This window comes from Streptomyces sp. NPDC006487 (assembly GCF_042870555.1).
Lineage (GTDB): Bacteria > Actinomycetota > Actinomycetes > Streptomycetales > Streptomycetaceae > Streptomyces.
Genome location: NZ_JBIAHN010000017.1, coordinates 1 through 23,902, shown reverse-complemented (window position 1 = coordinate 23,902; position 23,902 = coordinate 1). Strand labels below are relative to the sequence as shown.

Annotated in this window: 24 protein-coding genes; 15 read left to right on the top strand and 9 right to left on the bottom strand. The window is 72.0% G+C overall.

Features of this window, described 5'->3' with window-relative positions; translation table 11 throughout:
* Positions 1-28: 28 nt before the first annotated feature.
* Positions 29-1,825: an AMP-dependent synthetase/ligase gene (locus ACFYM0_RS28325; protein ID WP_388506254.1), complete on the bottom strand. Its 1,797-nt coding sequence runs from the start codon at positions 1,823-1,825 to the stop codon at positions 29-31.
* A gap of 228 nt (positions 1,826-2,053) precedes the next feature.
* Between ACFYM0_RS28325 and ACFYM0_RS28320 the strand changes: the two genes are divergently transcribed.
* A complete protein-coding gene (locus tag ACFYM0_RS28320) occupies positions 2,054-2,848 on the top strand; it encodes a metallophosphoesterase (protein WP_388506252.1) in 795 nt (264 codons plus the stop codon).
* An 83-nt stretch (positions 2,849-2,931) separates the two neighbouring features.
* Positions 2,932-3,378, top strand: a complete 447-nt coding sequence (locus ACFYM0_RS28315) for an SRPBCC family protein (protein ID WP_388506250.1) — start codon at positions 2,932-2,934, stop codon at positions 3,376-3,378.
* A gap of 474 nt (positions 3,379-3,852) precedes the next feature.
* On the opposite strand, the gene ACFYM0_RS28310 is transcribed toward ACFYM0_RS28315, so the two are convergent.
* Positions 3,853-3,978, bottom strand: coding sequence for a hypothetical protein (locus ACFYM0_RS28310; RefSeq protein ID WP_388506248.1), 126 nt, complete (start codon positions 3,976-3,978; stop codon positions 3,853-3,855).
* Positions 3,979-4,163: 185 nt separating this feature from the next.
* On the opposite strand from ACFYM0_RS28310, the gene ACFYM0_RS28305 reads away from it, so the two are divergent.
* From ACFYM0_RS28305 to ACFYM0_RS28290, 4 genes are all read left to right on the top strand, one after another.
* Positions 4,164-5,312, top strand: a complete 1,149-nt coding sequence (locus ACFYM0_RS28305; protein WP_388506247.1) for an ArsA family ATPase — start codon at positions 4,164-4,166, stop codon at positions 5,310-5,312.
* A gap of 102 nt (positions 5,313-5,414) precedes the next feature.
* On the top strand, positions 5,415-5,933 hold the full coding sequence (locus ACFYM0_RS28300; protein WP_388506245.1) for a DUF5304 domain-containing protein: 519 nt from the start codon (positions 5,415-5,417) through the stop codon (positions 5,931-5,933).
* Between the two features lie 61 nt (positions 5,934-5,994).
* The gene (locus ACFYM0_RS28295; protein WP_250743712.1) at positions 5,995-6,936 is read left to right on the top strand and encodes an ROK family glucokinase; all 942 of its coding nucleotides are present in this window, start codon (positions 5,995-5,997) and stop codon (positions 6,934-6,936) included.
* Positions 6,937-7,015: 79 nt separating this feature from the next.
* Positions 7,016-7,768 (top strand): endonuclease/exonuclease/phosphatase family protein, encoded by a 753-nt coding sequence (locus ACFYM0_RS28290; protein WP_388506244.1) that lies wholly within the window; start codon positions 7,016-7,018, stop codon positions 7,766-7,768.
* Positions 7,769-7,908: 140 nt separating this feature from the next.
* On the opposite strand, the gene ACFYM0_RS28285 is transcribed toward ACFYM0_RS28290, so the two are convergent.
* Positions 7,909-8,508 carry a hypothetical protein gene (locus tag ACFYM0_RS28285; RefSeq protein ID WP_388506243.1) on the bottom strand — a complete coding sequence of 200 codons (600 nt, stop codon included), beginning with the start codon at positions 8,506-8,508 and terminating at the stop codon, positions 7,909-7,911.
* Positions 8,501-9,280 carry an alpha/beta hydrolase gene (locus tag ACFYM0_RS28280; RefSeq protein WP_388506241.1) on the bottom strand — a complete coding sequence of 260 codons (780 nt, stop codon included), beginning with the start codon at positions 9,278-9,280 and terminating at the stop codon, positions 8,501-8,503. The genes ACFYM0_RS28285 and ACFYM0_RS28280 overlap by 8 nt, the downstream gene beginning before the upstream one ends.
* A 148-nt stretch (positions 9,281-9,428) precedes the next feature.
* On the opposite strand from ACFYM0_RS28280, the gene ACFYM0_RS28275 reads away from it, so the two are divergent.
* The 6 genes from ACFYM0_RS28275 (at position 9,429) to ACFYM0_RS28250 (ending at position 14,802) form a co-directional block, all read left to right on the top strand.
* Positions 9,429-10,217 (top strand): lysophospholipid acyltransferase family protein, encoded by a 789-nt coding sequence (locus ACFYM0_RS28275; RefSeq protein ID WP_388506240.1) that lies wholly within the window; start codon positions 9,429-9,431, stop codon positions 10,215-10,217.
* 38 nt (positions 10,218-10,255) lie between these two features.
* Positions 10,256-11,464 (top strand): MacS family sensor histidine kinase, encoded by a 1,209-nt coding sequence (macS, locus tag ACFYM0_RS28270; RefSeq protein ID WP_388506238.1) that lies wholly within the window; start codon positions 10,256-10,258, stop codon positions 11,462-11,464.
* A gap of 86 nt (positions 11,465-11,550) precedes the next feature.
* Positions 11,551-12,195 carry a response regulator transcription factor gene (locus tag ACFYM0_RS28265; RefSeq protein ID WP_266913160.1) on the top strand — a complete coding sequence of 215 codons (645 nt, stop codon included), beginning with the start codon at positions 11,551-11,553 and terminating at the stop codon, positions 12,193-12,195.
* A 172-nt stretch (positions 12,196-12,367) separates the two neighbouring features.
* Positions 12,368-13,396, top strand: a complete 1,029-nt coding sequence (locus ACFYM0_RS28260) for a 6-phosphofructokinase (RefSeq protein ID WP_388506236.1) — start codon at positions 12,368-12,370, stop codon at positions 13,394-13,396.
* 92 nt (positions 13,397-13,488) lie between these two features.
* The gene (locus ACFYM0_RS28255) at positions 13,489-14,481 is read left to right on the top strand and encodes a 2-hydroxyacid dehydrogenase (protein ID WP_388506235.1); all 993 of its coding nucleotides are present in this window, start codon (positions 13,489-13,491) and stop codon (positions 14,479-14,481) included.
* A 30-nt stretch (positions 14,482-14,511) separates the two neighbouring features.
* Positions 14,512-14,802: a hypothetical protein gene (locus ACFYM0_RS28250; RefSeq protein WP_388506233.1), complete on the top strand. Its 291-nt coding sequence runs from the start codon at positions 14,512-14,514 to the stop codon at positions 14,800-14,802.
* Here ACFYM0_RS28250 and ACFYM0_RS28245 read toward each other — a convergent pair.
* Positions 14,799-16,739: an anthranilate synthase family protein gene (locus ACFYM0_RS28245; protein ID WP_388506232.1), complete on the bottom strand. Its 1,941-nt coding sequence runs from the start codon at positions 16,737-16,739 to the stop codon at positions 14,799-14,801. The two genes, ACFYM0_RS28250 and ACFYM0_RS28245, sit on opposite strands and share 4 nt — an antisense overlap.
* Before the next feature lie 288 nt (positions 16,740-17,027).
* Here ACFYM0_RS28245 and ACFYM0_RS28240 point away from each other — a divergent pair, with 288 nt between their 5' ends.
* Both ACFYM0_RS28240 and ACFYM0_RS28235 read left to right on the top strand, forming a co-directional pair.
* Positions 17,028-18,392 (top strand): class II 3-deoxy-7-phosphoheptulonate synthase, encoded by a 1,365-nt coding sequence (locus ACFYM0_RS28240; protein WP_388506230.1) that lies wholly within the window; start codon positions 17,028-17,030, stop codon positions 18,390-18,392.
* Between the two features lie 163 nt (positions 18,393-18,555).
* Entirely contained in the window at positions 18,556-18,822 is a 267-nt protein-coding gene (locus tag ACFYM0_RS28235; RefSeq protein WP_388506228.1) for a bacterioferritin-associated ferredoxin, read from the top strand.
* Between the two features lie 50 nt (positions 18,823-18,872).
* Here ACFYM0_RS28235 and bfr read toward each other — a convergent pair whose 3' ends face one another.
* Positions 18,873-19,349: a bacterioferritin gene (bfr, locus tag ACFYM0_RS28230; protein ID WP_112446344.1), complete on the bottom strand. Its 477-nt coding sequence runs from the start codon at positions 19,347-19,349 to the stop codon at positions 18,873-18,875.
* Between the two features lie 176 nt (positions 19,350-19,525).
* On the opposite strand from bfr, the gene ACFYM0_RS28225 reads away from it, so the two are divergent.
* Complete coding sequence (locus ACFYM0_RS28225) at positions 19,526-20,158, top strand: sulfite oxidase-like oxidoreductase (RefSeq protein ID WP_388506226.1); 633 nt, start codon at positions 19,526-19,528, stop codon at positions 20,156-20,158.
* A gap of 17 nt (positions 20,159-20,175) precedes the next feature.
* Here the strand turns inward: ACFYM0_RS28225 and ACFYM0_RS28220 are convergent, their stop codons facing one another.
* From ACFYM0_RS28220 to pknB, 3 genes are all read right to left on the bottom strand, one after another.
* The gene (locus ACFYM0_RS28220; protein ID WP_388506224.1) at positions 20,176-20,718 is read right to left on the bottom strand and encodes a DUF4396 domain-containing protein; all 543 of its coding nucleotides are present in this window, start codon (positions 20,716-20,718) and stop codon (positions 20,176-20,178) included.
* Positions 20,719-20,806: 88 nt separating this feature from the next.
* A complete protein-coding gene (locus ACFYM0_RS28215; RefSeq protein WP_388506222.1) occupies positions 20,807-21,682 on the bottom strand; it encodes a deoxyribonuclease IV in 876 nt (291 codons plus the stop codon).
* 9 nt (positions 21,683-21,691) lie between these two features.
* Positions 21,692-23,623: a Stk1 family PASTA domain-containing Ser/Thr kinase gene (gene pknB, locus ACFYM0_RS28210; protein ID WP_388506221.1), complete on the bottom strand. Its 1,932-nt coding sequence runs from the start codon at positions 23,621-23,623 to the stop codon at positions 21,692-21,694.
* Positions 23,624-23,902 lie beyond the last annotated feature (279 nt).

Below are 23,902 nucleotides of genomic sequence, written 5' to 3'. Positions count from 1 at the left end.
GCCTCCGGCCGCGGGGCGCCAGTCCCCGCTAGCCCCGGTAGAGGGCTTCGATCTCGTCCGCGAAGTCCTTCGCCACCACATTCCGCTTCAGCTTCAGCGAAGGCGTGATGTGCCCGGACTCCTCCGTGAACTGGGAGGGCAGAATGCGGAATTTCCGCACCGATTCCGCCTTGGAAACCGCCGCGTTGCCGTCGTCCACGGCCTGCTGGACGGCGGCGATGAGGTCCGCGTCCTCGCGCAGCTGGGCCGCCGTCACACCGGCCGGCTTGCCGTTCTCCGCGGCCCACCGCCCCAGGAACTCCTCGTCGATGGTGACCAGCGCGGCCACGAACGGCCGCGCGTCGCCGACCACCATGCACTCCGCGACCAGGGCGTGCGCCCGGATCCGGTCCTCGATGACCGCGGGCGCCACGTTCTTGCCGCCCGCCGTGACGATGAGCTCCTTCTTGCGCCCGGTGATCGCCAGGTAGCCGTCCTCGTCGAGCGTGCCGACGTCACCGGTGTGGAACCAGCCGTCGGTCAGCGCGTCGGCGGTGGCCGACGGGTTGTTCCAGTACTCCTTGAAGATGTGCTCGCCGTGCAGCAGCACCTCGCCGTCGTCGGCGATGCGCACCACGGAGCCCGGGAGCGGCTGGCCGACCGTACCGATCTTCGTCTTGTCCCACGGATTGAAGGCCGTGGCCGCGCAGGACTCGGTCAGGCCGTAGCCCTCCAGCACGGTGAAGCCGATGCCGCGGAAGAAGTGGCCGAGCCGCTCGCCCAGCGGGGCCCCGCCGGAGATCGCGTACTCGCCGCGCCCGCCGAGGACCGTGTGCAGCTTGCTGTAGACCAGCTTGGAGAAGACCTTGTGCTTCAGCTTGAGCGTGAGGGACGGCCCGCCCGGCAGGTCCAGCGCGCGGCTGTACGCGATCGCCGTCTCGGCCGCCGCGTCGAAGATCTTGCCCTTGCCGTCGGCCTGGGCCTTGGCGCGGGCCGAGTTGTAGACCTTCTCGAAGACGCGCGGCACGCCGAGGATCAGCGTGGGCCGGAAGGACTGGAGCTCGTCGGTCAGGTTCTTGATGTCCGGTACGCAGCCCAGCCGGATCGGCGCCAGCACGGCCGCCACCTCCACCAGGCGGCCGAACACGTGCGCGGCCGGCAGGAAGAGCAGCACGGAGCATTCGCCGGTCCGGAAGAGCGGACGCAGCCGGGCCACGATGTTCCCGCACTCGGCGAAGAAGCTGCGGTGGGTCAGCACGCAGCCCTTGGGGCGCCCGGTGGTGCCGGAGGTGTAGACGATGGTGGCCGGGTCGTCGGCGCCCGCGAGCGCGCTGCGCTCGTCGACCTCGGCGTCGGAGACCTCGGCGCCGGCCGCCTTCAGCGTCTCCAGGGCGCCCTGCTCGATCTCCCAGACCTCGCGCAGCTCCGGCAGCCGGTCGCGCAGGGCGGCCACGGCCGCGGCGTGCCCGGGGGACTCCACGACGACGGCGACGGCGCCGGAGTCGCCGAGGATCCACTGGATCTGCTCGGGGGAGCTGGTCTCGTACACGGGGACCGTGACGGCGCCCGCGCTCCAGATCGCGAAGTCGATCAGCACCCACTCGTAGCGGGTGCGGGAAATCAGGGCGACCCGGTCGCCGGGCCGGATGCCGGCCGCGATCAGGCCCTTCGCCGCGGTGCGGACCTCGGCGAGGAACTCGGTCGCGGTGACGTCCTGCCACGCGCCGCCGACCTTGCGGGCCATGACGGCGGTGTCGGGATGCTGCGCGGCATTGCGGCGGATGAGATCCGTCAGGTTCCCGTCCGACGGGACCTCGTACAGGGCCGGAAGGCTGAACTCGCGCAAGACTGCTGCTCCTCTGGGCGCCATCGCCACCATGTGGACCGACGCGACGTTACCCACCGGTAGGGGGTTCCGGATAGAGGGAACCGGCCAGATGTTCCCTGCGTCACATGTCGCGGCCGTTTCCCGTCGACAGTAGTCGACCCGGTTTGCGACTCGGAAGTAACCGCAGGTCCGGCCGCCTGACCTGATTCCCTCCCCACGGTGGCCCGGCGCGCCTAGGGTGGCCGCATGGGTGGCTCTATGGGTGGTACGAAGAACCGGACACGAATTCACGTCGTCAGCGACGTGCACGGCAACACCGAGGCGCTCGCGCGGGCCGGGGAAGGCGCCGACGCGCTGATCTGCCTCGGCGACCTCGTCCTCTTCCTCGACTACGCCGACCACTCGCGCGGCATCTTCCCCGACCTCTTCGGCGTCGAGAACGCCGACCACATCGTCGCTCTGCGCACCGCCCGCCGTTTCGACGAGGCCCGGGACTTCGCCCGCGGACTGTGGGACGGGCTGGACCGGGAACGGCTCGTCGAGGGCGCGGTCCGGCGCCAGTACGCCGAAATGTTCGCCGCCTTCCCCCGGCCGACGTACGCCACGTACGGAAACGTGGACATCCCCGGACTCTGGGCCGAGTACGCAGGCCCCGGCCTCACCGTGCTCGACGGGCAGCGGGTCGAGATCGGGGGCCGGGTCTTCGGCTTCGTCGGGGGCGGACTGCCCTCGCCGATGCGCACCCCCTACGAGGTGCCCGAGGAGGAGTACGCGGCCAAGGTGGAGGCGCTGGGCGAGGTCGACGTCCTGTGCTCGCACATCCCGCCGGAGGTGCCGGAGCTCTGCTACGACACGGTGGCGCGGCGCTTCGAGCGGGGGAGCGGGGCGCTGCTCGCCGCGATCCGCCGGATGCGGCCCCGGTACGCGCTCTTCGGCCACGTCCACCAGCCGCTCGCCCGGCGGATGCGGATCGGCGCCACCGAGTGCGTGAACGTCGGACACTTCGCCGCCACGGGAAGGCCGTGGGCCCTGGAGTGGTGAGGTCTTGACGCGCGATAGCCTTCACGCGGCGGCCCAGTGCCGTCCGCACACTTCCTCGAACTCCCCCCGGAGGAGCGACCGCGATGGCGGAACACACCAGCTCGAGCATCATGATCGAGGCGACCCCTGCCGACGTCATGGCCGTGATCGCCGACTTCGCCCGCTACCCGGAGTGGACCGGCGAGGTGAAGGAGGCCGAGGTCCTGGCGAAGGACGACGCCGGCCGGGCCTCCCTCGTCCGCCTGCTGCTCGACGCGGGCGCGATCAAGGACGACCACACGCTGGCGTACACCTGGCCGGCGGAGAACACGGTCAGCTGGACGCTGGACAAGTCCCAGATGCTGAGGCAGCTGGACGGGTCCTACCAGCTGGCGCCGGTCGCGGGCGGTGCGCGCACCGAGGTGACGTACTCGCTGACCGTGGACGTCAAGATCCCGATGCTCGGCATGATCAAGCGCAAGGCGGAGAAGGTCATCATCGACCGTGCGCTGGCGGGCCTGAAGAAGCGCGTGGAGAGCACCTCTTCCTGACGCGCCGCGCACCTTCCTGACGCGCCGCGCACCTTTCTGACGCGCCGCTCGCGCGGTGCGGCCCTGGCGGGCCTCCCCGGCTTCGCGCCGCTGCGCCGGACTCCGTCCGGCGGTGGCGGGGCGGGGGCTGGCGCCACCGCCGTCCCGGCGTGGGGTCCGGTGGGCGGGTGCGGGTGGCCGGGCCCTGCGGGGCGGGTTCCCCTACCCGCCCTTCGCCCGTTCCCCGGGCTCCGCCCGGACCCGTCGCCGGGGGCCGGCCCCCGGACCCCGGACCCCTGCGCCAGCGTGCCGTGAGCTGCGCATACGGCGCCGGCCTTCGAGGCGCGGGGCCTGGGTCTTTTCAGCCGTCCGGCGCTTGAGGACCGGGGTCTGGGGCGGAGCCCCAGGGGGTCCGGGCAGCGCCCGGGGAACGGTGGAAGGGCGGGTAGGGGAACTCCGCCCCGCGCAGCGGCACCCCGCAGCCAGGGCCGCGCCCTAGCGGCCCGGCGTCCGCCGAAGAGGCAGGGCGGAGGCTCTCGGGGCCAGGGCCAGGGCCAGGGCCAGGGCCGGGGTCAGGGCCGGGGCCAGGGCCAGGGCCAGCGCCAGCGCCAGCGCCAGCACCGGGGTCAGGGCCGGGGCCGGGGTCAGCGCCGGGGTCAGGGCCGGGGCCAGGGCCAGGGCCCAGGGTCAGGGCCAGGGCCCAGGGTCAGGGCCGGGTGGGCTCCGGGGGCGTGGCAGGCTGGCGGGGGTCGGCCAGGGCCCCGCCGGGGATGCGGCGGCCAGGCACACGCGGAGCTAGGAGCACCATGCACACCCTTCTCGTCACCGGCCCCGGCGGCGCCGGGCGGAGTACGGTCGCGGCGGCCACCGCCCTGGCCGCCGCCCGGCAGGGCCACCGGGTGCTCCTGCTCTGCGCCGGCCCCGCCGACCCGCCCGTCGCCCCGGAAGGCACGCTCAGGGTGGCCCGCGTCGAGTCCGGCGAGGAGTTCCGCCGGGAGCTGGTCTCGCTCCAGGAGCGCGGCTCCGCGGTGCTCGGGATGCTCGGCGCCCGCCCCCTGCACGCCGACGAGATCACCGAGCTGCCCGGCGCCGAGCAGTTCGCCCTGCTCCGTGCCCTGCGGCGGGCCGCGGACGAGCCCGGCACCGACCTCGTGGTGGTCGACCTGCCTCCGCTGCACCAGGCGATCACCACCCTCGCCCTCCCCGCCCAGCTCCGCCGCTACCTCGCCCGGCTGCTCCCCGCGGAGCGCCAGGCGGCCCGCGCCCTGCGCCCCGTACTGGCCCAGCTCGCCGGTGTCCCGATGCCCGCGCAGTGGCTGTACGAGGCCGCCGCCCGCTGGGACGAGGACCTCGCGGCCGTCCAGGACGTCCTGGAGGCCCCCACCACCTCCGTACGGCTCGTCGCCGAACCGGGACCCGCCGCCGACGCCGCGCTGCGCCTGGGCAGGCTCGGGCTCGCCCTGTTCCGGCTGCCCGTCTCGGCGCTCGTCGCCAACCGGATGCTGCCCACCGGATCCCCCGACCCGTGGCTGGCGGGACTCGCCGCCCAGCAGGAGAAGTACGCCGCCCGGTGGGCCGGGGACGCGAGCCTCCCGGTGCTGTCCGTACCCCACCTGGGCCGGGACCCGCACGGCCCCGAGGACCTGGCGGAGCTGGCCCCGGCCCCCGCCCCGGCGATCGCTCCCCGCCCCGCCTGGACCGTCGAGGACCGGATCGCCGAGGACGGGGTGCTGCTCTGGCGGGTCCCGCTGCCCGGCGCCGAGAAGCGGGAGCTGGGCCTGGTCCGGCGCGGCGACGAGCTGCTGCTCACGGTGGGCCCGTACCGCAGGATCGTTCCGCTCCCCGCCGCGCTGCGCCGCTGCACCGTCTCCGGCGCGGCCCTCGCCGACGAAGAGCTCCGCATCCGCTTCACCCCGGACCCGGACCTGTGGCCCCGAGGGGCCGGGAAGGCGTAGACGGCGCCTCGGCGGCCTGGGGGGCGTACCGCCGTTCGGGTAACGTCGGAGGTAGTAGGAGTCCGTACCGCACGCCCAGCCGCCGCCGCAGGAGAGTCCGCCATGAGCGAGGCCACCGACCGCCCCACCGATGCCTCAGCCGGGGACGACGCCTGGGCCGAGGCCTGCGCCGAGGACCTCGCCGCCGAGCGGGAGCGCCGCAGGTCCGAGCAGGGCGCCTCCGCGGGCGCCGGCACCGGGACCGCCGCCGAGGAGCTGTTCAAGCTCTTCGAGGCCGTCGCCGACAAGGTGTCCGACAAGGTCTCCGCGCTGAACAACCCCCTGTTCGGCGTCGCCGCGCAGGGCGCCGTACGCCAGTTCGTCAACCAGGCGAAGAGCGCCGCCAAACCCGTCGTCGAGCGAAACCCGGAGGTCTTCGACCACCTCGCGGCGGCCGGCTCCGAGCTGCTCGCCGCCTACCGCTCCGCGGTCGAGGGCCACGAGCGCCGCTGGACGCGCGACGAACCGGCCTCCGGGCCGGGGAGCGGGAGCACCGGGACCGCCGGAAACGCAGCCGGGAACCCCGAGGACCCTCGTGACGAGGGAGACGGCGGCCCGACGGAGCGGATCGATCTCGACTGAACCCCCTCCTCCCTCGGGTACGGTTGACAGCGGCGGGGTTTGACCGGAAACCGAGGGACTAATGGGACTCACCATCGGCGTCGACATCGGCGGCACGAAGATCGCGGCCGGCGTGGTCGACGAAGACGGCACCATCCTTGAGACGTACAAGGTGCCCACGCCGCCGACCCCGGACGGAGTGACGGACGCGATCTGCGCCGCCGTCTCCGAGGTCAGCGCCAGCCACACCATCGACGCGGTCGGCATCGGCGCCGCGGGATACGTCGACGACAAGCGCGCGACCGTACTCTTCGCGCCCAACATCAACTGGCGGCACGAGCCGCTGAAGGACAAGGTCGAGCAGCGCATCGGCCTGCCCGTGGTCGTCGAGAACGACGCCAACTGCGCCGCCTGGGGCGAGTACCGCTTCGGCGCCGGCCAGGGCCACGAGGACGTCATCTGCATCACGCTCGGCACGGGCCTGGGCGGCGGCATCATCATCGGCAACAAGCTCCGGCGCGGACGGTTCGGCGTGGCCGCCGAGTTCGGCCACATCCGGGTGGTCCCGGACGGCCTGCTGTGCGGCTGCGGCAGCCAGGGCTGCTGGGAGCAGTACGCCTCCGGGCGCGCGCTCGTCCGCTACGCCAAGCAGCGCGCCAACGCCACCCCCGAGAACGCGAAGGCCCTCCTCGCGCTCGGCGACGGCACCCCCGACGGCATCGAGGGCAAGCACATCAGCGAGGCGGCCCGCGCCGGCGACCTGGTGGCCATCGACTCCTTCCGCGAGCTGGCCCGTTGGGCGGGCGCCGGTCTCGCGGACCTGGCCTCGCTCTTCGACCCGTCGGCGTTCATCGTCGGCGGCGGCGTCTCGGACGAGGGCGACCTGGTCCTCGACCCGATCCGCAAGTCCTTCAAGCGCTGGCTGATCGGCGGCGCGTGGCGTCCGCACGCGCAGGTGCTCGCGGCGCAGCTCGGCGGCAAGGCCGGTCTGGTCGGCGCGGCCGACCTGGCGCGCCAGGGCTGAGCCCCGCGGCCACCCGTATCGGCGGACTGCCCGCCGCGCCCTCTGGGGTGCGGCGGGCAGTCTCGTTATGTTGCCTCGTATGGAACTCGCCGAGCTGCCCAACTCCCGCACCGAAGCCGATGGTTCCGCCGTGATCCGGGTGCTCTCCTACAACGTGCGCTCGCTGCGCGACGACGAGGACGCGCTGGCGCGAGTGATCCGTGCCTGCGCCCCCGACCTGGTGTGCGTCCAGGAGGCGCCGCGGTTCTTCCGGTGGCGCAAGCACGCGGCGCGGCTGGCCTCGAAGTGTGACCTGGTGGTCCTGTCGGGCGGTGCGACGGCGGCGGGACCGCTGCTCCTGTGTTCCCTACGGGCCTTCGTGGAGCGGACCGAGGACATCCTGCTGCCGTTGACGCCGGGCCGCCACCGGCGGGGCTTCGCCACCGCGGTCGTACGGCTCGGCGGGGTCCGGGTCGGGGTGCTGAGCGCGCACCTGTCGCTGGACGGGCCCGAACGGCTGGTCCAGTCGGAACTGCTCCTGGACCGGCTCGCCGGGATGGACGTGCCCCACGCGATCGCGGCGGGAGACATCAACGAGGGGCCGTCGGGGGCGGCCTTCCGCCGGCTCGCGGGGGCCCTGCAGGACTGCCGGGCGGTGGCGCCGTGGGGTGGGGAGCACACGTGGGTGCGGTCTTCGCCGCCGCGGCGCATCGATGCGGTCTTCGCCAGTGCGGGGGTGGAGGTCCTCGCCTGCGGTGTCCCGGAGGGACTCCCCGGAGTCACCTCCGCGGACCTGGCCCGCGCGACGGACCACCTCCCGGTCCTGGCCGCCCTCCGGCTGGCACCTCGTTGACGCGCGCCCGCCCACCGGCCCCACGCCGGGACGGCAGTGGCGCCGGCCCCGCCCGGGCACCGCCGGGCGGAGTCCGGCGCAGCGGCACGAAGCCCGGGAGGCCCGCCAGGGCCGAGTGGTGCGAGCGGCGCGCAAAAGAGTCAGACCACCGCGCCCCGACCGGGGTCGTCGTCATCGTCCTCACCCGTGGACATCCGCGCGACCAGCGTGGCGAAGCCGCCCAGGAAGCCGCCGACGCCCAGCGTCGTCAGCCACCAGGTCATCTCCCACTGGAGCAGCACCGCCAGGAGCAGCAGGACCGGTCCGCCGACCACCGCCAGCCAGGCGAACTTCGACGTCGCGTCCGCCTCCGGCAGCTCCGGTTCCGGGGGGACGAAGTGGCCCTCGTCCTTCGCGGCCCCGGGGGCGTCGTCGGGGTCGGCCAGGGAGTGGTCCCGCGGCCCCGCGCCGCCCACGCCCGGGGCGAACACCACCGAGCTGCCCAGAGCCGCCGACGGCGGTTCCGGGGTGGCCGGGGTGGCGGGAGGAGCCGGGGTGGCCGGGTTCGCGGGGTCGGCCGAAGGCGCCGGCGCGGCCGGTTTGACGTCCTCCTCCGGCAGGAGGAGGTTCTCGATCGGCCGGAACGGTCTCGCGCCCGGCGGGTCCGCGGGCTCCTGGCCGTAGCCGGCCACGATCGCCGCCCACGCCGCTTCCTCGTCCAGCGGGGGAACACCCCCGGAGGACTCCTCGTGCTCAGCCACCGCTGGCCGCCCCCTCCCTGCCCAAGCTCTCCGACAGCCGCCCGACGAACGCGTAGCTGTCCGCGAAGATCTGCTCCGCGTCATGGTCCAACGTCGCGACGTGGTAACTCTGTTCCAGCAGGGTCTCGGTGACGTCCGTGGAGGACACCCGCGCCAGGATCCGCGCCGAGTCCGCAGGCCGCACCACATGGTCCTGCGGGCTGTGCAGCAGCAGCAGCGGCTGTGTCACCTGCGGCAGTTCGGTGTCCAGCATGCGCAGGAACGTGCGCAGCGAGTGCGCGGCCCGGGTCGGGACCCGGTCGTAGCCGACCTCGTCCGCGCCCGGCTTGGCGATGTCACTGGCGATGCCCGGCGTCGAGCGGACGAAGTGCTTGACCACCGGCAGGGCCACGGCCAGCGGGTCGTGGATCTTGTTGACCGGGTTGACGAGGACGATCCCGCTGATGGCGTCCCCGTGCTTCGCCGCCAGCCGCAGCGTCAGCGCGCCACCCATCGACAGGCCGAACACGAACACCTGCTCGCAGCGCTCCAGCAGCTCCCGCAGCGCGCGGTCCACCTCGGCGTACCAGTCCTGCCAGCCGGTGAGCTGCATGTCCTGCCACCGCGTCCCGTGCCCGGGGAGCAGGGGCAGCGACACCGTCAGTCCCCGCGAGGCCAGATGGTCGGCCCAGGGCCGCATCGACTGGGGGGAACCGGTGAAGCCGTGGCAGAGGAGGACGCCGACCTTTCCGCCCTCGTGGCGGAACGGCTCGGCTCCAGGGAGGACGGGCACCAGGGTCTCCTTAGAGGGGGGCGTGGGGTGCGTAGCGCTGTGTGACTTCACCGTACGCGACGGGGGTGGCACCGACCAGGGTCGTCGGACGGCTCCGGGTGCGGCCAGGGGATATGGTCTGTTCGACAGACACAGGAAGGCTTTCGAGTTGATCTACGGCGCAATGAAGTTCTCGATCGGCGGTTCCCTGAAGCTCGCCTTCAGGCCGTGGGTGGAGGGCCTCGAGAACATTCCCGCAGAGGGGCCGGCGATCCTCGCGAGCAACCACCTGTCCTTCTCCGACTCCTTCTTCCTCCCGGCCGTGCTGGACCGGAAGGTGACCTTCATCGCGAAGGCGGAGTACTTCACCTCCCCGGGGGTCAAGGGCAAGCTGACGGCCGCCTTCTTCAAGGGCGTCGGCCAGCTCCCGGTGGACCGTTCGGGTGCGCGCGGGGCCGGCGAGGCAGCCATCAAGAGCGGCATCGACGTCATCGAGCGCGGAGAGCTGTTCGGTATTTACCCCGAGGGGACGCGTTCACCCGACGGCCGGCTCTACCGCGGCAAGCCCGGTGGTCTGGCCCGGGTGGCGCTGGCCACCGGCGCGCCCGTGATCCCCGTGGCGATGATCGACACGGAGAAGATCCAGCCCCCCGGCAAGGTGGTGCCCAAGCTGATGCGCCCGGGCATCCGGATCGGCAAGCCGCTGGACTTCAGCCGCTACCACGGCATGGACGGGGACCGCTTCATCCTCCGCTCGGTGACCGACGAGGTCATGTACGAGATCATGAAGCTCTCAGGCCAGGAGTACGTCGACATCTACGCGACGGCCGCCAAGCGCCAGATCGCCGACGCGGAGAAGGCCGCCGCCAAGAGCGAGAAGGCCGAAAAGGCCGAGAAGGCCGACGGCGCCGAAAGCACCGCGAAGGCCGATCCGGCCGCCGCGGACAGCGACAAGTAGCAGCACACGGGCGGGACCGCCCGTACGGGGTGGGGGAGATGGCGAAGCGCGAGCGCGTCGTACGCATGTCGGTCGAGCAGCCGCTGTGGCGTGCTCTGACGGCCTATCGGCTGCTCACCACGGTCTACGCGGCGCTGCTGTTCGCTTCGGCCTACAAGCAGTTCGACCGCCCCTGGATCGCGGCGTCCTACCTCGCCTTCCTGGCGGGCTGGACCCTGGCCACCCTTCCCAAGGTGGCGAACGCCGCCAGTTGCACCAAGCGTTTCCTGGGGGCCGACCTCACCGTCGCCTGCGTCGGAATCCTGCTCACCCCGCTCGCGGACACCCAGGCGCGGATCGTGGACGGCGGGCCCACCCTTCCCTCGATATGGACCGCGGGCTCCGTCCTCGCCTTCGCCATCAAGGGCGGCTGGCGCTGGGCCTGTTTCGCCTCGAGCTTCGTCGCCGCCGCCAACCTCGTCCAGCGCGGCGAGCCCACCCGGGACACCCTGCACAACGTGCTCCTGGTGTGGGTGGCCTCCATCGCCATCGGCTACGTCGTCGAGGTGGCCCGGGCCAGTGAAGCCACCCTGGCCCGCGCCCTGGAGATCGAGGCCGCCACCCGCGAGCGCGAACGCCTCGCCCGCGACATCCACGACGGGGTCCTCCAGGTCCTCGCGATGGTCCAGCGGCGCGGCAGCGAACTGGGCGGGGAGGCCGCGGAGCTGGGCCGGATGGCGGGGGAGCAGGAGGTCGCGCTGCGCACCCTGGTCTCCAGCGGGCTGGCCCGCCCCTCCCGGATCTCCCGCGACGAGGCACTCGGCGCGATCGTGGCCGCCTTCGAGGTGGAGGAACCCGGCGCCGACGAGGGCGAGCTGGATCTGCGGAGCCTCCTCGCCCCGCACGCCGGCTCGCGGGTGAGTTTCGCCGAACCGGGCACCCCGGTGCCGTTGCCGGTGCCCGCGGCGCGGGAGCTGGCCGCGGCGGTCGGGGCCGCCCTCGACAACGTGCGCAAGCACGCGGGCGAGGGGGCGAGTGCCTGGATCCTGGTCGAGGACTGGGGCGACGAGGTGATCGTGACCGTCCGCGACGACGGCCCGGGCATCCCGGCCGGCCGGCTCGACCAGGCGGAGGGCGAGGGCCGGATGGGAGTGGCCCTGTCCATCCGGGGCCGGCTCCGTGACCTCGGCGGCAGCGCCGAGCTGGTGTCCGTCCCGGGGCAGGGCACCGAAGTGGAACTGAAAGTACCGAGGGGGAGCACCAAGTGAACGAGTCGAGCGAGTCGAGCGGGCAGAGCGGTCAGCACGGGCAGAGCGGGCCGGGCGGGCAGAACGACCTGGCCGGCATCAAGGTCATGGTCGTGGACGACCATCCGATGTGGCGGGACGCGGTCGCCCGTGACCTGTCCGCCGCCGGCTTCGACCTGGTCGCCACCGCCGGCGACGGACCCGAGGCCGTCCGCCGGGCCCGCGCGGCGGCCCCGCACGTCCTGGTCCTCGACCTCAACCTCCCCGGCATGCCCGGGGTCCAGGTCTGCAAGGAACTGGTCGGCGCCAACCCGGCCCTGAGGGTCCTCGTACTCTCCGCGAGCGGCGAGCACGCCGACGTCCTGGAAGCGGTGAAGTCCGGCGCGACCGGCTACCTGCTCAAGTCAGCGGGCGCCCAGGAGCTCATCGACGCCGTGCGCCGCACGGCGGCCGGCGACCCCGTCTTCACCCCGGGCCTGGCCGGCCTGGTCCTCGGCGAGTACCGGCGCCTCGCCACCGACCCGGCGCCGGCCGCCTCCGACGAGCCGAAGGCACCGCAGCTCACCGACCGGGAGACCGAGGTGCTGCGGCTGGTGGCCAAGGGGCTCTCGTACAAGCAGATCGCGGAACGGCTGGTCATCTCCCACCGCACCGTGCAGAACCACGTGCAGAACACCCTGGGCAAGCTCCAGTTGCACAACCGGGTGGAGCTCGTCCGGTACGCGATAGAGCGCGGCCTCGACGACGCGTAGGGCGGGCCGGGGGCGCGGCAGCCGCTCGTACGAGTGAACGGGCGTAGGCAACGCCCCGCAATTCCCCCGGAATTGACCCTTCCCGGCATCTTGCTGTGACCTGAGTCACCACTAGCGTGACCGTCATGCGGGCCCCGCGGCCTCAGCGGGCCCTGTGGCGAAGGGAAATTCCATGAAGGTCGGAGTGCTGACGGGCGGCGGCGACTGCCCCGGGCTCAATGCGGTGATCCGCAGCGTGGTGCGCAAGGGCGTGCAGGAGTACGCCTACGATTTCGTCGGGTTCAAGGACGGCTGGCGCGGCGCGGTCGAAGGCCGCACCGTCCCCCTCGACATCCCCGCCGTCCGCGGGATCCTGCCGCGCGGCGGGACCATCCTCGGCTCCTCGCGCACCAACCCGTTCAAGCTGGACGACGGCGTCCGCCAGATCAAGGAGAACCTCGCCAAGTACGAGGTCGACGCCCTCGTCGCGATCGGCGGCGAGGACACCCTGGGCGTGGCCGCGAAGCTCTACGAGGAGTACGGCATCCCGTGCGTCGGGGTCCCGAAGACCATCGACAACGACCTGTCGGCCACCGACTACACCTTCGGCTTCGACACCGCCGTCGGCATCGCCACCGAGGCCATCGACCGGCTGCACACCACCGCCGAATCGCACATGCGGGTGCTGGTCGTCGAGGTGATGGGCCGGCACGCCGGCTGGATCGCCCTGCACTCGGGACTCGCGGGCGGCGCCAACGTCATCCTCATCCCGGAGCAGCGCTTCGACGTGGACCAGGTCTGCGCCTGGGTGAACTCCCGGTTCAAGGCGAGCTACGCGCCGATCGTGTGCGTGGCCGAGGGCGCGATGCCCAAGGACGGGGACATGGTGCTGAAGGACGCGACGAAGGACTCCTTCGGTCACGTGCGGCTGTCGGGCGTGGGCGAGTGGCTGGCCAAGGAGATCGAGGCGCGGACCGGCAAGGAGGCCCGTACGACCGTGCTCGGGCACATCCAGCGGGGCGGTACGCCGAGCGCCTTCGACCGGTGGCTGGCCACCCGCTTCGGGCTGCACGCGATCGACGCGGTGCGCGACGGGGACTTCGGGAAGATGGTCGCGCTGAAGGGGACGGACATCGTGCGGGTGCCGATCGCCGAGGCGACGGCGAAGCTGAAGACGGTGGACCCGGCGCTGTACAAGGAGGCCGGAGTGTTCTTCGGCTGAGTCCGGCCGGGCCGGGAGCGCGGGTGCGGGCCATGGGTCGTAAGGTGACAAACGACCCATGGTCCAATTCTTTGCGCAGTACGGGAGCGAACGTGGAAATCCTGGCATTCGGGGTGCAGGGGGACGAGAGGCCGCTCATCGAGAAGGCCTTCGCGGGACAGCACGAGGTGCGCTGCCTGGACGTCTTCCTGAGCGAGGACACCGCCCCCATCGCGGCCGGGTACGAGATCGTGTCGTCGAGCGTCAACGCGGACCTGAGCGGCCGGGTGCTGCGGACCCTGGCGGCGGGCGGCACGAAGATGATCGCCCAGCGCTCCACCGGCTTCAACAACATCGACCTGGACGTCGCGCGGCAGCTGGGCCTGACGGTCAGCCGGGTGTCGTACTACTCCCCGTACTCGGTGGCCGAGTTCGCGTGGACCCTGGCCATGGCCGTGAACCGGCGGATCGTCCGCGCCTCGAACCGGACGCGGGACTTCGACTTCCGGCTGAACGGCCTGATGGGCCGCGACATGCGCGGCCGCACGGTGGGCGTGCTCGGCACCGGCAAGATCGGTGAGGCGTTCACCCGGATCGCGCACGGGTTCGGCATGAACCTGCTGGGCTGGGACGTGGCGCAGAACCCGGCCTGCGTGGAGCTGGGCATGAAGTACGTGGACAAGGACGAGCTGTTCGCGTCCTCGGACCTGATCAGCCTGCACGTTCCGCTGCTGGAGTCCACGCACCACATCATCGGCGCCGAGGCGCTGAAGACGATGAAGGACGACGCGATCCTGGTGAACTCCAGCCGCGGCGGGCTGGTGGACACGGACGCGCTGGTCACGGAGCTGCGGTCCGGGCGCTTCGCCGGGGTGGGCCTCGACGTGTACGAGGCGGAGGCCGGGCTCTTCTTCCTGGACAAGTCCCTGGTGGTCGTCGAGGACGACACCCTGGCCCGGCTGATCACCTTCCCGAACGTGGTCGTCACTTCCCACCAGGCGTACTACACCCACGACGCGGTGGGCCAGATCATCGACACCACCGTCGCCAACGTCGCGGACTACCTGGCGGGCCGACGCTCGGAAAACACCCTCTCACCATCGTGAAGCACCCCTCGTACCGCTAGATTCGGCCGCGTGTCCATACCTCCCGTCTTCTTCTGGCTCCTGCTGGTCTTCGCGGCCGTACTGCTCTTCCACGCCGCCCGGGCGCTGCCGCGCGCGCTCCGGGCCGAACGGGGCGCCCGGACCGATCCGTGGCTGACCTTCGCCGACCACGCGCTGTCGGTCCCGCTCACCGTCGCCCTCGCACTGGGCGAGATGCGGGCGGCCTTCTACGGGACGCTCCTGCTGGGCCCCGTCCTCACCTGGAGCCTGGTCCGCTCCCTTCGACGCGGCGCCGGCGCCGCGCCGAAGGCGACCGGCTAGGCCTCGGCCGCAGCCCGGACTCCGGCGATCAGGTCGCGGACCAGTTCCGCGCCGCGCAGGGTCAGGACCGACTCCGGGTGGAACTGGACCCCCGCGAAGCCGCCGGAGGCGGAGCGCAGCGCGTGGACCTCGCCGGTGGCGGGGTCCCGGGAGACCTCGATGCCCCGCAGGGCCAGGGACCGCGCCCGCTCCGCGGAGCAGTGCGCCGCGTACGTGTTGTAGAAGCCGACGACCTCCTGCGCCCCGAACAGCGGGATCCGCGTCTGCGCCCCCTGCGCCGGCTCCGCCTTGCGGACCAGCGGGAGCCCCAGCTCGGCCGCGAGCAGCTGGTGGCTGAGGCAGACCCCGAGCAGCCCGCCCCGGTGCGAGGCCAGCAGCTCCGCCGTCAGCTCGCGCATCGTCCGGATCTTCGGATCACCGAAGTCCGCCGGGTCGCCCGGGCCGGGGCCGAGCACGATCGGCCCGTCCCAGGCCAGGGCGGCCGCCCGCAGCCCCGGATCGTCGTAGCGGCGTACGGTCACCTCCAGCCCGGACACCCGCAGCACGTGCCGCAGCATCGAGGTGAAGGTGTCCTCCCCGTCCACCACCAGGGCGTGGCCCGTCACCTCCGCCGGACGCTCCTGCATCCGCAGCCAGAACGGCGCCAGGTCCTCGCGGCGTGCGGCCAGGGCCGCCTGCACCCGGGGGTCGTCGGCCAGCCGGGGCCCGGCCGCCCCGGCCGCGGAGGGCCGCGCGGCCGCCGGGCGCACGCCCAGCGCCGCCAGCACCCCGGCCGCCTTCGCGTGCGTCTCGGCCACCTCGCTCGCCGGGTCGGAGTGCCGGACGAGGGTGGCCCCGACGGGCACCCGCAGCGCGCCGTCCGGCGCGATGTCCGCCGTGCGGATGAGGATGGGGGAATCGAGGGTCTGGGCGCCCGAGGCGTCGAGGCCCAGCAGGGCCAGCGCGCCCGCGTAGTAGCCGCGGGCCACCCCGTCGCGCCCGAGGGGCTCGTACCGCTCGATGACCCGGCAGGCGTTCTGCACCGGCGATCCGGTCACCGTCGCCGCGAACATCGTTTCCTTGAGCACCTCGCGGACGTCCAGTGAGGAGCGGCCGCGCAGCTCGTACTCGGTGTGCGCGAGGTGCGCCATCTCCTTGAGCCGGGGACCGACGACCACCCCGCCCATGTCCCCGACCGTGCACATCATCTTGAGCTCCTCGTCCACCACCATGGACAGCTCCTCGGTCTCCTTGCGGTCGCCGAGGAAGGCGAGGAGGGAGCCGGCCGTCGGCCCCCCGGCCGGATAGCGGTACGTACCGCTGATGGGGTTCATCACGACCGTGCCCCCGGACATCCGCACGTGCACCTCGGGGCTGGCCCCGACGAGGGTGCGGTCCCCGGTGTGGACCACGTACGTCCAGTACGCGCCCCGCTCGCCCTCCAGCAGCCGCCGGAACAACGCCAGGGCGTCGGCGCGGCCGAAGCCCTCGATCCGGCCCTCGTAGGTGCGCCGGATGACGAAGTTCGCGCCCTCGCCCCGGCCGATCTCGTCCTCGATGACCCGCCGGACGGTCTGTGCGTACTCCTCGTCGGGAACGTCGAAGCCACCGCCGTCGACCCGTACCTCGTGGGCCGGCAGCGCGGCCAGCGCCTCGGCGAGCGGGATCTCGTACGCCTCGTCGGCGACCAGCACGCTCAGCGGCGTGCCGTCGTCGCGCACGTCGAACCCCCGCTCCCGGATCTGGCGGAAGGGGACGAGGGCCAGGGCGGGCCGCTCGCCGACGGGCAGGTCGGCCAGGAGCCCGGCCTCGTGGACCGGGCCGATCAGCACCTCGACGGTGTCGTGGTCGCGGCCGGGCGTGCGGCGGCGCAGCAGCGCGAAGGGCGGGCAGGTGTCGTCGAGCAGGCGGCTCAGGAGCGGGTGCGCGTGCGAGTGCAGGTGTGAATGCGCGTGCATGGAGTGGGCGTCCTATCCGGTTTCGGAGGGTGGGACGGCCCGGTGTTCCAGCGGAAACACGGAAGGCCGCCCCTCGGGGCGGCCTTCGTTTCGCTCGTGTCTTCAGGTACGCGAGAGAGATGGGCCGCCGGGAGCGGGCCACCACCAGTTCTGGTTCGAGTGCGCGTACATGCCCTGAACCCTAGCCCACCGGTCCGGCCGGGGCTGGTAAACGGGTCAGTAACACAGGGAGAGACATCCGTCTCACGTAGTGGTCGTCGACCGGGAGGTGCGGTGTGACGCCGTAATGTGTGTGGGGTGACCGTGAACGCAGAAACCCAAGCCCCCGCCTCCAAGGCGACCTGGCGAGACCTTCCCGCGGCGCAGCAGCCTTCGTACCCCGATGCCGAGGCCCTGCGCGCTGTCGTCGCGGACCTCGAGTCGTATCCTCCCCTCGTTTTCGCGGGCGAATGCGACCAGCTGCGCGCCCGCCTGGGAGCCGTCGCCAAGGGCGAGGCGTTCCTGCTGCAGGGTGGCGACTGCGCCGAGGCCTTCGATGCCGTCTCCGCCGACCACATCCGCGCCAAGCTGAAGACGCTGCTCCAGATGAGTGCCGTCCTGACGTACGCGGCCTCCGTGCCGGTCGTCAAGGTCGGCCGCATCGCGGGCCAGTACTCCAAGCCCCGCTCCAAGGACACCGAGACCCGCGACGGCGTCACCCTGCCGACGTACCGAGGCGACTCCGTGAACGGCTTCGCCTTCACCGAGGAGTCCCGCGTCCCGGACCCCGAGCGCCTGAAGCGCATGTACCACGCGTCGGCCTCCACGCTGAACCTGGTGCGCGCCTTCACCACCGGCGGTTACGCCGACCTGCGCCAGGTGCACGCCTGGAACCAGGACTTCGTGAAGAACTCCCCGTCCGGGCAGCGCTACGAGCAGCTCGCGCGGGAGATCGACAACGCGCTGAACTTCATGAAGGCCTGTGGCACCGACCCGGCGGAGTTCAAGGCCGTCGAGTTCTACGCCTCCCACGAGGCGCTCCTCCTCGACTACGAGGGAGCCCTCACCCGTACGGACTCCCGCACCGGCCGGCTGTACGACACCTCGGGCCACATGGTGTGGATCGGTGAGCGCACCCGCCAGCTCGACCACGCGCACATCGAGTTCTGCTCGCAGATCTCCAACCCGATCGGCATCAAGCTCGGCCCCACCACCACGGTGGACGAGGCGCTCACCTACATCGACCGCCTGGACCCCGACCGCGAGCCGGGCCGGCTGACCTTCGTCGTCCGCATGGGCGCCGACAAGGTCCGCGACAAGCTCCCCGAGCTCGTCGAGAAGGTCACCGCTTCCGGTGCGACCGTCGCCTGGGTCACCGACCCGATGCACGGCAACACCTTCGAGGCGGCCTCCGGCCACAAGACGCGCCGTTTCGACGACGTGCTCGACGAGGTCAAGGGCTTCTTCGAGGTCCACAAGGGCCTCGGCACCCACCCGGGCGGCATCCACGTCGAGCTCACCGGTGACGATGTCACCGAGTGCGTGGGCGGCGGCGACGAGATCTTCGTCGACGACCTGCACCAGCGCTACGAGACGGCCTGCGACCCGCGCCTGAACCGAAGCCAGTCCCTGGACCTGGCGTTCCTGGTCGCCGAGATGTACCGCGACCAGTAAGCGTCGGCGCAGTGTGAGCACCTCGTGACGATGGGGCGCGGATCGAATGTGATCCGCGCCCCATCGTCGTACCCGGGTCTTTTAGGGAACCCTAAGTTTGGGTACGGTTAGGTAAGCCTCACCGAATGCGGGAAGAGGTGGTCGACCCGTTCCGGACAGGGAGGTGAACCGCGTGTACGTCTGCTCTTGTTTCGGGATCACCGACAAGCAGGTCAAGGACCACGCGGCCGCCGGGGCCTGCACCCCCCGCCAGATCGCCTCGGCCACCAAGGCCGGCACCGACTGCGGGTCCTGCGTGCGGACCATCCAGGGCCTCCTCGGCCGCGGGGCCTGCCCGCGCCGCGAGCTGCTGGAGAAGGGCGATGCCGTCGCCGTGCTCGCGGCCGATCCGCTGGTTCCCGCGGGCGCGGAGCTCGCCGAAGCCGCGTAGGACGCCGCAACCGCGCAGGGCGCCGCAAGGGCCGGCCGGTATGCCGGCTGCTAGCTGGGCTGCTCGATGAGCTGCGCGATGTAGAGCGCCTCGCCGATGGACTCGATCAGCTCCAGCTGGGTGTCGAGGTAGTCGATGTGGTGCTCCTCGTCCTCCAGGATCTCCTCGAAGAGCCGCGCCGAGGTGACGTCACCCTTGCCGCGCATGACCTCGATACCGCGCTTGAGGCGGTCGATCGCCTCGACCTCGACCTGCCGGTCGGCCTGGAACATCTCCGTCAGGGTCTGGCCCACCCGGACGTGGAAGAGGCGCTGGTAGTTCGGCAGACCGTCGAGCATCAGGATGCGCTCGGTGATCTTGTCCGCGTGCTTCATCTCATCGATGGACTCTTCGCGCGTGTACTTGGCGAGCTTCGTCCAACCCTTGTTGTCCTGGATCCGGTAGTGGAGCCAGTACTGGTTGATCGCCGTGAGCTCGCCGGTCAGCTGCTCGTTGAGGAATTCAAGGACCTCGGGGTCGCCCTGCATCGCAGAGGCTCCTTCCAAAGCAATGTCACAGCAATGTGACGGGGCAGGTGCGCGCATCCTTGCACCGCCGCAGGAGGCCGTCCAGTAAGTGCCTCCTTAGTGGGAGTTACCGTGACTTGCCCGAATCCGGGCGAAGCTGGTCATGACCACCCCGCCAAGTCTGTCACCATGGAGACATGGGTCAGCCGGAAAGCCGGGAATCTCCGGGATCAGAGCAACTGGAGCTTCCCCCGGGGCAGCGGTTGCAGCGCGGCTGGCCGGTCACCCACTACGGGCCCGTACCCAAGTTCAAGCCCGAACGCTGGGAGTTCCGCGTCTTCGGCGCGACGGCCGACGGTGAGAAGCACTGCTGGAACCACGAGGAGTTCGCGGCCCTGCCGTTCGACTCCGTCGAGGCGGACCTGCACTGCGTGACGAAGTTCAGCATGACCGGTGCCGAATGGGGCGGCGTTCTCGCCCGTAGGATCCTCACCCTCGCTCCGCCGTCCCCGCAGGTCACGCACGTGATGGTGTGGGCCGAGTACGGCTTCAGCTCCAACCTGCGCCTCGCGGACTTCGCCTCCGAGCGGACCGTCTTCGCCACGCACCAGGGCGGTGAACTGCTCACCGCCGAGCACGGTTTCCCGCTCCGGCTGGTCGTGCCCCACCTCTACGCGTGGAAGGGCCCCAAGTGGGTCCGCGGCATCGAGTACATGACCGCCGACCGCCGCGGCTTCTGGGAGGAGCGCGGCTACCACAACATCGGCGACCCCTGGCGTGAGCAGCGCTACTCCTACCAGGAGGAGCCGGGGGACGGACCCGAGCTGTAGCTCATCGGTTCGACGGCTCAGTGGTGGTACCGGTGGACCACCGCGTGACCCTTGCCGCGGCCGATCATCCACTTGTTGACCGGCGTCGTGACGACGAAGGCCGCCGCGAACGCGATCCCGAGCGCCGCCCAGAACAGCGCGTCCGACAGCATCGCGTCCATGGCTCCGGGCCAGAGCAGGATCACCCCGTTGTCGATCACTTCCATGACGGCGATCGAAAGGGTGTCCGCCGCCAACGCCACCCGGATGGCCGTACGGAAGTCCAGGCCGGCGGAGCGGATCCCGCGCAGGGTGAGCGCGTAGCCGAAGAAGAACGCGAGGGTGATCGCGAGGACCATCGTCGGGGCGTTCCCCCAGCCGAGCGCGGTGCCGATGACCATGCCGAGCACCTCGCCGATGGCGCACCCGGTGAGGCAGTGGAGCGTGGCCCGCGCGGCGGCGGCCCAGGTGACCTTCCCGCCGCCGGCGGTCTGGCCGTGCTGGTGCCCGTGGTGCTCGTGCCCCGCGTGACCCTGGTGCTGCTGGCCTTGCTGTCCCTGCTGCTCGTGTGAGTGCTCCATGACAACCCCCTGGCGAGGAACGCCGGATAGCGGCTCTGTCGGTCGATAGGACAGAACCGTATACCCCCCCGGGGTATTCCTCAACGGGTCAGCCGAGCTCGCGCAGCTCCTTCAGCAGTGCCACGTCGGCCGCGTGCCCTTCCTTGCCGCCCGGCGTCTCGGTGATCAGGGGGACGCCCGCCATCGCCGGATGCGTGAACAGTTCCGCGAAGGCGTCGCGGCCGATGTGGCCCTGCCCGATGTTCTCGTGCCGGTCCTTGTGGGCGCCCACGCCCTCCTTGGAGTCGTTGGCGTGCACCAGCTTCAGCCGGCCCTCGCCCACCGTGTCCACCAGCAGGTCCAGGGTCTGCTTCGTCCCGCCCGGCTCCGCCAGATCGTGCCCGGCCGCGAAGATGTGGCAGGTGTCGAGGCAGATCCCGAGCATCGGATGGCGGTCGAGGGCGTCGAAGTACGGGCCGAACTCCTCGGCCGTCGAGCACAGCGAGGAACCCTGCCCGGCCGTGGACTCCAGCAGCAGGAAGGGGTCGTCGTCATGCGTCAGCTCGTCCAGCAGCGGCAGCATGTGCTCCCTGATCTGCGCGTACGCGGCCTCGCGCGGCCGCCCCCCGGTCGCCGAGCCGGTGTGCACGACCACCCCGAGCGCGCCGATCGCACGGGCCCGGCGCAGCGAGTGCCGCAGCGATTCCACGGACTTCTCGACGGTCGCCTCGGTGTGCGAGCCGAAGTTGATCAGGTACGGCGCGTGGACGTAGGCCGGGATCCCCTGCGCGGCGCAGGCCTCGCGGAACAGCTCGTCCTGCGCCGGATTGCCGACCGGGGTGGCCCAGCCGCGCGGATTGGCGACGAAGACCTGTACGGCCTCGGCACCCATCTCGCGGGCGTACGCGAGCCCGACCGAGGCGAGCCCGCCCGCGACGGGCACGTGCCCGCCCACCGGATTGCGGCCCATTGAATTGTTGTTCATGGCGTGCTGTTACAGCCCCTTGGTCCTGATGGTGATGGTGCTGCCCTCGGCGGCGTTCTGGCCCGCGGGGACCGACTGGGAGTCGACGGTGTTGCTGAAGGAGAGGAAGGGCTTGTCGACCTTCACCTTGAAGCCCAGGCCCTCCAGGGTCTTGCGGGCCGCGTCGGCCTCCTGACCGGTGACGTCCGGGACCGGGATCTGGCGGGGGCCCTTGGACACGGTGAGGGTGACGGTGTCGCCCGCGGCGGCCTGGGTGCCGGCGCCGATCGACTGGTTGGCGACCGTACCGGCGGGGGAGGGGGAATTGACCTCCTCCGGGGCCGTCTCCACCTTCAGGCCGAGCCCCTCCAGGGTGGAACGGGCCTGGTCGAGGGAGATGCCCGTGACGCGGGGGACCGGCACCGGACGGCCCTTGCTGACCACCATCGCGACCAGGGTGTCGAGGGCGCGCTTCTGGCCGCCCGTCGGGTCCGTGCTGATCACGGAGCCCTGTGCCACGTCCTGGCTGAAGGCCTGGGTGACGGCGCCCGGGGTCAGGCCTGCCGAGGTCAGCTCGGCCTTCGCGGCCTCCAGGGGCTTGCCCTTGAGGTCCGGAACGATGACGACCTCGGGCCCGCGCGAGATGGTGAGCGTCACCGCGCCGTTGCCGCGGATGCGCTTGCCGCCGGCGGGGTCCGTGTTCATCACGGTCCCCTTGTCGAAGGCGGCGCTGAACTTCCGGTCGACCCGCTTGACCCCGAGCCCGGCCGCCGACAGCTGGGACTTGGCCTCCGCTTCGGTCTTGCCGAGCAGATTGGGGACCTTCGTGAACTGGCCGGAGCTGATGTACCAGACCCCCGTACCGAGGCCGAGGCAGAGCAGGACGCCGATCACGGCGAGCAGCGCGCCGCCGGGGCGGCGGATCCGGGAGGCGGCCGGCGCCGGGGGCAGGGGCGGAGCCGCGAGCCGGGAGGTGTGGGACACCGGCTCGGCGTGCGAGGCGTGCACGGCGTGCGAGGCGTGCGAGGTCACCGGGCGGGGGATCACACTGGTGCGGTCCTCGGCGGCGGTCCGCTCCGCGGCCCGGGCCTGCGGCGGTACGGCATCCAGCTCGGCGTCGCCGAGCTGGGCGCGGGCGTCCATGGCCAGCCCGAGGAGGGCGGCGGCATCGTAGGGGCGCAGGTCGGGGTTGCGCGCGGTGGCCTGGGCGACGAGCTCGTCCAGCGCGGCGGGCAGGCCGGGCACGGCGGCCGAAGGGGGCGGGACGTCCTCGTTGAGGTGCTGGTAGAGCACCTGGGCGGGGTTGGCGCCGGTGTGCGGCTTGGAGCCGGCGAGCATCTCGTAGAAGACGACGCCGCAGGCGTAGACGTCCACGCGGGTGTCGGTGACGCCGTTCTCGATCTGCTCGGGGGCGAGGTAGGAGATGGTGCCGAGGACGGACCCCGTGGTGTTGGTCACGGAGTCCACGGACCGGACCAGCCCGAAGTCGGCCACCTTGACCCGGCCGTCGTCGCCGATCAGCACGTTCTCGGGCTTCATGTCCCGGTGCACGAAGCCGGCGCGGTGCGCGGCGCCGAGGGCGGCGAGCACCGGTTCGAGGATGTCGAGGGCCGCACGCGGCTGGAGCGCGCCGCGCTCGCGGAGCACGTCGCGCAGGGTGCAGCCGGAGACGTACTCCATGGCGAGGTACGTGTACGGGCCGTGCGTGCCCTGGTCGAAGACGGCCACGACGTTGGGGTGGGCCAGCCGGGCCACGGACTTTGCCTCACGGATGAACCGGTCGACGAAGCCGGGGTCGGCGGCGAGGGCCGGGTGCATCACCTTCAGGGCGAGGACCCGGTCCAGGCGGGTGTCGACGGCCCGGTAGACCGTGGCCATGCCGCCGGCCGCGATGCGGGCGTCCACGCGGTAGCGGCCGTCGAGCGTCTGCCCGACGAGGGGGTCATCCAGGGTCGTGTCCACCCGGCGATTCTACGAGGGCCGTGCGCGGCCCCGTCCCGGGTGGCGGTGGGTTGCAGCCCACCTGTGACGTGGGGCGGTGCGGCACGGGTTCCGGCGTGTGCGGGACCTGATGGCGTACGGCTTCCGGCGTGTGCGGGGTCCCTGCCCCCTCGCGCTCCACCCCGGGCCGGTGGCTGCCCACCCGCCCCCCTCGGCACCGAGGCGGGACCAGACCGCCCAGCCGGGCGGGACCGGGGGAAGACGGGACCGGGCCCGGCCGGAAGCGGCGAAGGCTTCGGG